The sequence below is a fragment of the Methanoregula sp. genome, from assembly GCF_041663825.1.
GTDB lineage: Archaea > Halobacteriota > Methanomicrobia > Methanomicrobiales > Methanospirillaceae > Methanoregula.
Map to the genome: position 1 here is coordinate 13,840 of NZ_JBAYLY010000028.1, position 12,059 is coordinate 25,898.

General features: G+C 44.3%; 10 protein-coding genes. 3 read left to right on the top strand and 7 right to left on the bottom strand.

Annotated features, from left to right (window positions below; genetic code table 11):
* Positions 1-235 precede the first annotated feature (235 nt).
* From rfbH to rfbF, 7 genes are all read right to left on the bottom strand, one after another.
* On the bottom strand, positions 236-1,561 hold the full coding sequence (gene rfbH, locus WCX19_RS11510; protein ID WP_373008242.1) for a lipopolysaccharide biosynthesis protein RfbH: 1,326 nt from the start codon (positions 1,559-1,561) through the stop codon (positions 236-238).
* Positions 1,558-3,309, bottom strand: coding sequence for a thiamine pyrophosphate-binding protein (locus tag WCX19_RS11515; RefSeq protein ID WP_373008244.1), 1,752 nt, complete (start codon positions 3,307-3,309; stop codon positions 1,558-1,560). Before WCX19_RS11515 ends, rfbH begins: the two co-directional genes overlap by 4 nt.
* 15 nt (positions 3,310-3,324) lie before the next feature.
* Entirely contained in the window at positions 3,325-4,275 is a 951-nt protein-coding gene (locus tag WCX19_RS11520) for an NAD-dependent epimerase/dehydratase family protein (RefSeq protein WP_373008246.1), read from the bottom strand.
* A gap of 68 nt (positions 4,276-4,343) precedes the next feature.
* Entirely contained in the window at positions 4,344-5,279 is a 936-nt protein-coding gene (locus tag WCX19_RS11525; RefSeq protein WP_373008248.1) for a glycosyltransferase family 2 protein, read from the bottom strand.
* A complete protein-coding gene (locus tag WCX19_RS11530; protein WP_373008250.1) occupies positions 5,276-6,274 on the bottom strand; it encodes a GDP-mannose 4,6-dehydratase in 999 nt (332 codons plus the stop codon). The genes WCX19_RS11525 and WCX19_RS11530 overlap by 4 nt, the downstream gene beginning before the upstream one ends.
* An 18-nt stretch (positions 6,275-6,292) precedes the next feature.
* Complete coding sequence (locus tag WCX19_RS11535) at positions 6,293-6,799, bottom strand: GtrA family protein (RefSeq protein WP_373008252.1); 507 nt, start codon at positions 6,797-6,799, stop codon at positions 6,293-6,295.
* Entirely contained in the window at positions 6,784-7,560 is a 777-nt protein-coding gene (rfbF, locus tag WCX19_RS11540) for a glucose-1-phosphate cytidylyltransferase (RefSeq protein ID WP_373008254.1), read from the bottom strand. Before rfbF ends, WCX19_RS11535 begins: the two co-directional genes overlap by 16 nt.
* Positions 7,561-7,962: 402 nt before the next feature.
* On the opposite strand from rfbF, the gene WCX19_RS11545 reads away from it, so the two are divergent.
* From WCX19_RS11545 to WCX19_RS11555, 3 genes are all read left to right on the top strand, one after another.
* Positions 7,963-10,272, top strand: a complete 2,310-nt coding sequence (locus tag WCX19_RS11545) for a hypothetical protein (protein WP_373008256.1) — start codon at positions 7,963-7,965, stop codon at positions 10,270-10,272.
* Positions 10,273-10,396: 124 nt separating this feature from the next.
* Positions 10,397-11,368: an EF-Tu/IF-2/RF-3 family GTPase gene (locus WCX19_RS11550; protein ID WP_373008258.1), complete on the top strand. Its 972-nt coding sequence runs from the start codon at positions 10,397-10,399 to the stop codon at positions 11,366-11,368.
* A gap of 120 nt (positions 11,369-11,488) precedes the next feature.
* Positions 11,489-12,058, top strand: a complete 570-nt coding sequence (locus tag WCX19_RS11555) for a LemA family protein (protein WP_373008260.1) — start codon at positions 11,489-11,491, stop codon at positions 12,056-12,058.
* Position 12,059 lies beyond the last annotated feature (1 nt).

The window sequence follows — 12,059 nt, forward strand, 5'->3', positions numbered from 1 at the left end:
GGAGTTATTGCGACTTTAATGATTTATTATCTACAATTTTGCTATTCAATCATTATATTTCTTCGGCACTTCCCGATGGTAGAGTACACGATGTGCTGTAAAATGTGAAGACGCCCTCTATCCAACCTTGATTCCCGCCCACTCATAACGAGGCGGGAATCAAGGAATAATGGTTGGGGGCAGGTTTTTACTGCGGATTGTGGGATAAATTTCCCGTACTTTAATAGCCGTTTGATTATCCGTTGAATGGTCGGCCACTACTAAAAAAATGAGTAAATGTGTCATTAATATATTTGATCATCTGGTCAGTCAATCCTGGATATACCCCAATCCAGAAGAGCTTATCCATTACAAGATCCGTATTTTTCAGAGAATCAACCCCTCTGCTATTTATTCCTAAATATGCCGGCTGCTTGAGAAGATTCCCACCAAAGAGCATCCGTGTAGCGATCTTGTGCTCTTCCAGGTATCGAACAATATCATCACGCTTGAACGATGAATCTTCCCGGACAATAATCGGAAATCCAAACCAGCTGGGTGCCGAATGCGGTGTTGCACGAGGAAGGATTAAATCGTTCTCGTATTTTTTCAGCCCATGATAAAGTGCATTAAAATTCTCTTTTCGTCTCTCGATAAAACCCGGCAATTTCCTGATTTGTTCAACTCCGATTGCTGCCTGCATATCAGTAACCTTGAGATTGTAACCGATGTGGGAATAGGTATACTTGTGATCGTATCCTTTAGGGAGATCTCCCAGCTGCCAGTCAAATCTTTTTTTGCAGGAATTATCACAGCCAGGATCACACCAGCAGTCGCGACCCCAGTCACGGAATGAGGCAATTATTTTCTTAAGTAAGGGATCATCTGTGCACACTGCACCCCCCTCACCCATTGTTATGTGGTGTGCCGGATAGAAACTGCATGTGGAGATGTGACCAAACGTCCCGGTGAGTTTTCCCTGGTACCGTGAGCCAAGGGCATCACAGTTATCTTCGATGAACCAGAGATCATATTTTCTCACCAGTTTCATAATGGTATCCAGATCGACGGGATTCCCCAGCGTATGCGGAACCATAATCGCTTTTGTCTTGTCAGAGATCGCATCTTCGATGTGATCGGCCTGAATATTGTACGTTCCCAGTTCAACATCCAAAAATACCGGGACCAGATTATTCTGGAGGATAGGGTTGAGGGTTGTGGGAAAACCGCAAGCGGTGGTAATAACTTCATCACCGGCGTTTAATCTCTTTTCACCAAGTTTTGGAGAAGTGAGCGCTGAGACCGCGAGAAGGTTTGCAGAGGAACCGGAATTCGTCAGAAGACAATATTTGACACCCAAAAATGCGGCAAGATCTTTTTCAAACTGTGCTGCATAGCGCCCGGTCGTGAGCCAGAAATCGAGTGATGCGTCAACGAGACTGATGAGTTCTTTCTCATCGTAGATCCGACCCGCATAGGGTATATGCGAAATTCCAGGAATAAAGGTCTCGTGATTTTTCAGAGCATACAACTCTTTTACTTTTTCAAAAATTTCAGACCGGATTTCTTTTTCCGATTTCATGGGTGCTCCTGTAACATCTCAATAATCATATGGGATTTTAGTTCTTCCCGGGGCAACAATGGCTCCTGGTCCTCCACAGGTCTGTTCACCGACAACTTGGGGCTTGCACGCGATTTCTCATCAATGATTACTTCGAGAAAACCCGGGTTCATGTCAGATAAAAACTGGTGTAAGGTTGTAGAAATCTCAGCGTTGCCAGAAATTTTGGTTGCGGGTATCTTATATGCCCCTACCACCGCCGGGAAGTCCGGATTGCTATACCCGACTCCTGACGACTGGAAACGGCTGTTGAGATATTGTTCCTGGAACTGCTTGATCATTCCGTACCCATTGTTGTTTATCAGAATGATTTTGATAGGAAGATTGTGATGATAGACCGTCTGGAGTTCCTGGATGTTCAGCTGGAAGCCTCCGTCTCCGGTAATAGCAATAATCTGTTTTTTCGGCTGTGCAAAGGCAGCACCAATCGCCATTGGCAGTGCAGAACCGATCGATGCCATGCCGCCCTCGGTCAAAAATCGCTGTGCTTTTTTAATCACAAGACTCTGGGCCGCCCACATCTGGATCTGCCCGACATCGACACAGACGATTACATCATCCCCGAATATATCCGACAGTACATGCATGAAATAATTCGGATCGATTTTCGGGTTGACGGGGTCTTTGAAATCGGGATAACTCTGCCGGTAATGGGTGATCTTTTCCAGCCAGGGAGCAGTTTTTGTTGGAATCCGAGCATTGTCCGGATGTTGCAGGATCGATTTTAAAAACTGCCTGATATCTGCATGAAGGGCGAATGTTCCCTTGATTTTATTATTCAGCTCATGCGGGTCAATATCGACATGGACAATTGTAGCTCTCCGTGCAAATGTTTCGGGACGTGTCCCGGTCTGCCGGGTGTCCAGGCGCGTCCCAAGTGCTATAACCAAATCTGCATTTGCAATAGTCAGATTTGCAGAGCGATTACCATATGTCCCGATCATTCCTGCAAACAGAGGGTCGTCGTGAGGAAATGCGTCTAATCCCATAAGTGATGTAACGACGGGAATCTTGGTTTCATGCGCAAAACGCCGAAGCTCCTCACAGGCATGAGAGGATCTCACACCGCCTCCTGCAAGTATCACGGGTCTTGTTGAAGTCTGGATAAGATTGCAGATATGGTTTACTGCGGAGGTCGGTGGATTTGATCCAGCGGGTTCTTCTGTATATGACTCAAGGGAGGAAATGTCAACATCTGCCCGCTGAATGTTCAGGGGCAAATCCAGAAGTACCGGTCCGGGGCGGCCGGATTTCATCAGAGGATATACCTCATCCATAGTACGGCGAATATCCTCCGCATTTTTTACCATTACTGCTTTTTTTACAATGGGTTCTACGATGGAGACAATGTCGGTTTCTTGAAATCCGATCTGCCGTACCGGGTTGTCAAATTTATATTCATAGGTGTTCACCTGCCCGGTGATATACAGGCAGGGAATTGAATCGAAATAACAGCTCCCGATTCCAGTGATGAGATTCGTTGCACCGGGACCGCTAGTCGCCATTGCAACACCGAAATTTTCGCTCGCCCGGGCATATCCTTCAGCGGCAATTGCAGCGGCCATTTCGTGATGCATGGAAACGGTGGTGATATCTGTCCGCCCGTATACGGAATCAAGCAGATGGGCCAGCGCACCCCCGCACACTTCAAAAATGTGGGTAATCCCCTGTTCTGCAAGCGAATCTATTACGTAGTCGGATAATTTCATAACCGCTCCGATGTATCAGGAATATAATATCATATGCTCTTTAAACCAGTCAATGGTTTTGTTAAGCCCTTGTTCCAATGTATATTTCGGCACCCAGGCTAATTCCGAAGCTGCCCTCTGGATATCCGCCTGCCAGAATGTGGGCTCATTTTCCCAGGCCCGTGGCAGCCCTGTGACACAGGTTACCTCATTTCCAAGGAGGCTGATGATGGTATCTGTCACATATCCAACGGTATGCTGCGTACCGGAGCCGATATTGTAGATCTCTCCTCTGGGGTCCTTGAGATTGAGGGCCGCCTCGTATACATCGAGTACATCCTCAATATAGATGAAATCCCGGACAAAATCCCTCGACGCTATGTGGGGATTTTGTTTCTGCAATGCTGCAAGAATTACCGAAGGAACCAACCTCGATTTTTGTTCATACTGCCCGTAGGGTGAGAAAAGACGGAGAGTTACGACCGGAAGATTTTCTGTCAGTGCAGTCTTCTGGCAGAATAATGTCGCCGCTGCTTTTGATACACCGTAATCCGTAACGGGATTGAGGAGATCCGATTCCTTCATTGCAGTATTTTTTATCCCGTATTCTGAAGAGGAACCCGTGTTTACAAAGAGATTAAAATGAATATTTTTGCAGATTCGCAATAAATTTACCGTTCCGGAAATGTTTGATTCTATTATTTTCACGGTATCCTTTTGAGCGGAATTTCCTCCATAAACAGCGGTATGGAAGATAATATCTGGCTTTATTTTTTTTAGCGAGTCGTTCAGTTTTTCGTATTCTGAAAGATCCGCATGAACAACAGACACATCTTTGAGAAGATCCCTGATTCTCCAAGTGTCAGAGGAATTTCGGATATTAATATAGACGTCTGCCCCGTTCTGGAGAGATCGCCGCACCAGATTTGAACCTACAAATCCTGTGGCTCCGGTTATGAAGATTTTCTCTCCATCGAATGACAGCATAATCCTCCTCACAGAATAAATTCACAATTGAAATAAAGTGGTAATTTGTCCTTAAACAACATTACCCATTACGTAAATCCGATTTCAGTGTTCACAATGAAATTTGGTCGTTCTTTAACTTCATCGTAAATCCGTTCAATATATGTTCCCATGATCCCGAGGATCAAAAAGACCATGCCGAAACAGAACAGGATAGCCAGAATGATCGTGGTAAAACCTGGGACTTCACGTCCATACATAAAATAAAGGGAGATCTCGGCTAATGCCATGAGAAACGTAAGAGTGGATAAAAGAAATCCTAGAAATGTCGCAATTTTTAATGGGAAATAGGAGAATGAGAAGATCCCGTTCATGGCAACATTCCATACAGTCTTGAAATCTGCTTTTGATTCCCCTGCAAAACGGGGTTGTCGTTCGAACGGAACACCGATTTGTTTAAAGCCGGTCCAGACTACAAGACCCCGCAGGAACTTATTTTTTTCTTTCAGGGAATTGATTATTGTATAGACTTTTCGATCAATTAACCGGAAATCACTTGCATTTTCAGGGATCATATGATTACTTAATTTGAAAATAATCATGTACGCAGCCCTTGACAATACCCGTCGAATTACGTTGACACCCTCGCGTTTTTGGATTACCCCGTAAACAATCTCATATCCCGATTCCCATTTCTGAATAAACGAAGGAATCAATTCAGGAGGATCCTGCAGGTCCGCATTCATAATTACTGCAGCATCCCCTTTGGCATAGGCAAGTCCTGCAGTAATTCCTCCGTCGCATCCAAAATTCCGGGATAACTGAACAATTTTGAAGCGTGGATCTTCGTGATGGACAGAGATCAGTTGCTCGAAGGTAGTATCCGCCGATCCATTCTCGACAATAATTACTTCAAAATCGTAATTTTTACATTGATTCATTATCTGCTGCAATCGTTTTTTCAGTTCTCCGATTACCGCTTCTTCATTATATGCAGGGATAATAATACTGATCAGTTTTTTCATACATTCACCGGATGCTGATACGATTCAAAAAAATGAGTATACCATTCGATCGTTTCTTTAAGTCCCTTATCGAGAGTGTACTGCGATTTCCAGTTCAATAGTTTTTTTGCTTTTTGTGCGGACAAAAACTGGTCCTGAATTTCATTCGTCGTATTTTTCAATACTTCTGGCTTAAGGTCACTGCCCATAAGATCAATTGTTTTTTGTACAATCTCCAAAACCGAATGGGGTTGTTCTGTACTAAAATTAAATGCCTCTCCCAGAATTTTTTTGTTGTTCATCTTTTCTGCGAGTAATTCATACGCCATAACCCCGTCGCGAATATAGAAATAATCCCGAAGCGGCGAACCGTCACTTCTTATAACCGGGGGATTATGATGGATGACAGAGTGTATGGTGCCCGGGATAATGCGGTTAAAATTCAGGTCCCCGCCCCCGTAAAAATTTCCGCATCTTGTGACGCATACCGGGAGATTGTAGGTCTCAAAATATGCCCGGCAGATCAAATCGGCACAACTTTTTGATACATCGTAGGGATGCCGCCCCTCAAGGGGTGTTTTTTCATCATAGGGTAATATCGATTGATCCCCGTACGCTTTATCGCTGGATGCAACGACAATCCGTGATACCAATGATGATCTACGGGCTGCCTCAAGGATGTTCCAGGTTCCTTCGATATTTGATTTAAATGTTGAAACCGGATTCCTGTTGGCTAAGCTTACGATAGTCTGGGCGGCAAGATGAAAGACAGAATCGATTTCATATTCATTAAGGGTGCGTTCTAAAAGGGGATAATTTTCGACATCCCCCCGCACGACAGTAACGCGGTTCAGAATCGTCGGTAGATAAAATCTTGATTTGGGGACAGAATCACGAACTAAACCAATAACATTCGCATTTTGTGATACCAGTGATTCCGTAAGCCACGAGCCGAGCAGTCCGGTACACCCGGTAATGAGAACATTTCTCTCTTCCCAGAACCTGTCTTTTAGCATGAGTAATCAAAACCTTTCCTACATTTGATTTTTTGAAGTATCAATTTTATCTTTGAACGTCCATAATTTTTGACCGAAAAAACTCACCGCTGTTATCATTGGTAACAAGAGCAATTGCGCAAGTCTGGGATTCATATCAATAATCTCCACGCTCACGAAGAGTGCAACTGCATTTACGATAAAAACGACAGCATAGATTAAATTAAATTTTACAAACTCAAGTACCTGGAATTTTTTCGACTTGAAAATCCAGTATTTGTTCCAGAGAAAACTATGGCAGACCCCTATGAGATGGGCAAAGAGCAAGGCCAGTAGATAATACAGATAATTTACCAAAAGCAAAAAGGCGGCATAACCGACAATTGTGTTCAGTATCCCGACGCCGCAAAACTGAATAATTTGCTTTCGGGATGTGGGATCCTGAATAAAAGTTTTTACAAACGACACAATCCTGTGAACGGGATCAGATCTTTTTAAATCCCTGGGGTATTCTACCTTGTCGTCCAATATTACCACACTTTCCATGGTGGGTTTGGGGTATTCCATGAAGCATTGAGAAGTTCCAGTTCCCTGAACGTGTCACAGCATTGCCAGAATCCCTCATGAGGGTACATCATAAGTTCATTATCTGCGGCCAGCCTTTCAATGGGTTCTTTCTCCAAGATACATCCATCACGATCGTCTAAGTAGGAAAAAAAGTTTTTGTTGAAGACAAAGAAACCGCCGCTGACAAATCCTCCCATTGCCTGTGGCTTCTCACTGAATCGTTTTACACAACGGGAATCAGTACACAATTCGCCAAACCGAGATGCCGGGTGTACTCCGGTAACAGTCCCGATTTTTCCGTGAGACTGGTGGAATGCAAGAAGTTTGCTGATATCAATGTCAGCGACTGCATCGCCATATGTCAGCATAAATGTATCTCCATCAATATAGTTTTCAATTTTTTTAACCCTAGCACCGGTCTGTGATTTTTCCCCTGTATCCGCCAGCGTGACGTTCCAGTCACGCTCTGTGTGATCATTATGGAGAATTATTTTACGGCGGTTTCCTAGGTTAACCGTAAAATCACTATTCATAATCTCGTAATTTAAAAAATACTCTTTAATCGTGGCACCTTTATACCCGAGGCAAATGACAAACTCTTTAATGCCATAAGAACTGTAAATTTTCATTATATGCCATAATATCGGTTTATTGCCAATCTGAACCATTGGTTTAGGCCGGTATTCGGTCTCTTCGCGGAGACGTGTCCCCAAACCTCCGGCTAATATTACCACTTTCATGATCGAACCACATGTAAATTTAAATTTTTGATATTTAAAGTATATGAGAATCGGCACCCTTTGTTTTTAGACGGGGTACATTCTTCGTTTTTTGTCGGGCAAATCGATTTAGGCCAGTACCTACGGGACCGGGACACGCTCTGTTATATACGTAATGCGCTGCTTTTCCGTGTAGAAATTGTCTCATACTGCCTGTTTACCTTGTCCAAAAGTTCAGGACCGGTGCTCATGAAAAACAGACAAATTTCCTGTTAAAATGGGCCACAATTGTGGGATATAAACTGTTTGAAAAAATATATCAGATCCTGTACTGAAGTATACACAATGAGAATCAGATAGTACCTCATATTGACTGATTGTGCAGATATTTTTTGAGATATGACACTCACTAAAAAACTCTGAATGGCACTGGTGGATCAAATGACATTTGAATGGATTAAAAACTGTAATATTTCTGTAAAAGAGGTATGTTACCTCATTTTGCCGTTGGTACTTTTATTAGTGGTGTTCCCGTCAATTATTCAACAGGATCAAGGGTTCATTTCAAGTAAATATGATACACTCCTTGCGGTTAACTCTGAACTCTCGGTAGCAAATGATCCCCTTGCATTATGGAATCCAAACTGGATCTCAGGAATTCCTGAATATGCACTCTCTCTGTCAGAAAAATATTATCCCACAAATATCCCCGGACTCCTGTTTTCACAGGATATCTACCTGACAAACTGGTTTATTATCATTCATCTTTTTTTGGCGTACCTGTTTTTTTTCAAAATGTCTGGATTAATGACCAGGAATCCGGAACTTCGCATGATTTTTTCAACAATATACATGTTTTCGGGGATTCTATTAGCCCGGGTTGATGCCGGTCACCTGACCATTATATACGCGTTGACATGGATTCCCCTGATGTATTATGCATTTTTCAAGATGATATGGGATAATAACACCTCTGTAATAAATATTATTATATTTTCCGTCTCGTTTGCAATGATATTCTTTACTGGAGCCGTGTACTACCTTTTCTATAGTTGTGCACTCCTTGCTATTTTTTTTATTTATTATCTTTTAAAGAAAAAATTAAGCAGCCGAATGATTATTGCTGTATTTTTATCTGCGTGTATTGGAACCCTTCTGCTAGCCATAAAGTTCATCCCGGTTGTTATCAGTTCAAGCGCATTAGGCCGGATTGATGCCATCAACCCCCTGGGAGATGGAGGGTCGTTAGAAAATAATATTGCCTCTTTTATAGTGGGAACGCCGATTGATCAGGTGTTCAGCAGCTATGAGAGTCTGGCATTGATCGGGATAATTCCTGTTTTACTCCTGATCATCGCATTTATCTATGGTCGTGAAGACTGGACGATCCCTGCTTTTTTTGCAATGGTGTTCGCATTTATCTGGGCAGATGGCGGGCGGACATTGTTATCGTTTATTCACCTTCTCCCCGGTGTAGTAAATTTCCGGGTTGCTGGACGTATATTTGGGGCGTTGCTTCCGATCCTCCTCCTTTTTTCTCTCTATGGGTTTGATCTTGTGTTAACCCGGTTTAAGAATGAGGACTTTTTTGAAATATCTCATCAACAGAAAAAAAATATTATTTACGGAATATGTGTATTGCTGATACTGAAATTATTAGAGTTGCCATTTCAGGGAATTGGATCAATCGAGGCTTGGATTTCACTCGTGATTATTGCAATTTTTGTCGCGTTGTTGTATTGCAATAAAGCAACAGTGAAAAATCTGATGGTATTCTTTAGCGCCGCGTTGGTCGTGGATGCAATCCTGATTTACCGTCATTTTTCAGCGATTAATACAGATATCTTCATCAAATCGGTTATTATTGTGGTTATCATCAGTGCGGTGGTGATTCTTTTCAATCGTCAGCGTATTCACCCACACACTACCAAATCAAATGTGTTTTGTGGTTTGCTGATGGTGGGTATTTTGATTATGGCGATGGGAAATTTTAGTTATCTTACAGTATCCCCCCCGAATCTTGATAACAGTCCTGCCATTCCTATCGTTGAAAAAATAAAATCACTCCCTACAAATGAATCCCAGATATGGGTGCTTGAAACAGGCTGGCCGTTCTACCACCAAGATTTTACCTACTGGTTTATAAAAAGTGGAATTCATCCTATCAGGGTATATTATCCGAATTATCTTCTGACCACTCTCGGCAATGCATATACGATTGGGAATACCTCGTATTACATTGCCGATTATATTGTAGATACCCAGTATCTTGAGAATGGCAATCAGAATATCGATAACGTGACCTTCAAGGTTCAAAATGTATCAATATACCAACCGGATCATGTCCTTCCAAATGCATTTGTAATCCGAAAGAACGAGGTTGTTCCTGTTAAAATTGAAAAATTTTCATCCGATGAAGTGACGATATCGGGCCATTTCGCCCCCGGAGATATTGCTGTACTTAAAACCTCATATTACCCCGGGTGGAAGGTTAATGGTCAGGATGCGTTGAATGCGGGAAATATGGTCGCCGCTCAGGTCACATCGGAAACCTCTGCAATCACCTTCAAATTTGATCCTAACGACGTAAAAATCGGATATGTGTTGACCGGAATGGGTATAATCATACTCGTAATTATGATCATTAAACGCAGGGAAATCGAACAATACTTTGTAAGTATGGATGTTATTAAAAAAGAGCAAGGATCAAGCCACAAAAAGAAGAAGCAGTGAGTAATTGAGCAAGCGGCTCAAACCACTTTTTCCGGGGCACACCTTATAATATTTCATTTGTTTCTCCAATTTTTCATTTTTGTTAAAAAATCCTCATATCCTGTGACATCCAATACACTCAATCATGTCCAACATCACCGTCGCCGTCCTTGCCCCGAACGGCTATGCAGATGATCTGGGGAAGAAGGGCACAACAAGCGATATCACCTTCTACAACCTCAAAAAAAGCGGAGCAACGGTCACTTTCATCGAACCCACGCGGTATCCGGAAAAACTCTCGTCGCTCTACTACGCGATCTCCCTTGCGGACCGGATCCTCCTTGTAGTGGATGAGATCAATGCGACCTTCGGGGAGACTGTCCTGATGCTTCAGTGCGCCGGGAAAGCGAACGGATCAATCATTTTCAAGAACTATCTCTCGCCCGACCAGATCGCCCCGCTCATCAAGGGCACGGTCCTTGAGCACTACGAGGTTATCGAGAACGATCCGATCGGTATCCGTGAGAAACTGCTTGACTCGGCGGCAAAGATGACCGCCCACCAGAAAGCAAGGGAAGGTGCCGGCACAGGCGCAGTGCCCATCGACCACCACTTTAATGTCAAGGGCGTCGGAACTGTCGTCCTCGGGTGCGTCGCCCACGGCGTCATTAAAAAGCATGACACCTTAAAGGTGCTCCCGACGACAAAGACCGCCCAGGTCCGCTCCATCCAGAAACACGAAGAGGATTCGGACTCCGCCGTGGCCGGTGACCGTGTCGGCCTTGCCCTCAAGGGAGTCGAAGCAGAGGAGCTCGACCGTGGTTATGTCCTGACAAATGATCCTGCAATCAAATGCTCGGCCACGGTCACGGGTAAAGCCCAGCTGGTCAAGTACTGGCCGGCGCCGTTAAAGGAAGACATGGTCCTCTACGTGGGCCACTGGATGCAGTTCCTGCCCTCCCGCCTCACCAAGGTCTCTGCGGATGGCGACTGGAGGATGCCGGAGCTGACGCTTACCCTTGAAAAAGAGCTGGTATATCCTGCCGGGGCAAAAGCAGTTCTCCATTACCTTGAGGGTGGCAAGCTCCGGGTTGTCGGGACCCTCACGCTCTCATAAGACCGTGATAAAACACGGAACTTTTTTTTTAGAATTGGTTCTCTCTTGAGTGTTTCTGTCACCAGTACCCGGCCACCTCATTTATTATCTGGACCGGGATCATCAGTACACTGAGAAACCATGTTTGGCGATATTATTGGCTGGATTATTCTTGCCGTTGTGATCATCGTGGTCATTGCCCTTGTCATCTGGGCAGTCGGGATCTACAACCGGTTCTATTCCCTGAAAAATTCGTCAGAGGCGACCCTCGGGCAGATCCGGGTCGCGATGAAAAAGCGGCTGGACATGATCGAGCAGCTGCTCGGTGCGGTCAAGAGCTATGCAAAGTTCGAGCAGGAGACGCTCACCAAAGTCACTGCCATGCGGGCAGCGGTCGCGACCGCAGGGCCGGGCGACTTGAACAAGGTCGAGGCAGAGTCCCGTTCCATCTTCGGGCGCCTGCTTGCCGTAGCCGAAAACTATCCCGATCTCAAGACCTCCCAGACCGTCACCTCGCTCATGGACTCGGTCAAGGGTCTCGAAGATGAGATCTCCCGCCAGCGTTACACGTTCAACAACATCTCTCAGGAGTTCAACACGATGATGGACACGATCCCGTCAAACATCATCGGGCACCTGATTCACCTCGCAAAGCTTGAGTACCTCCAGTTCGAAGAAGCGATCCAGACCCCCCCGAAAATCGAGTTCTGAT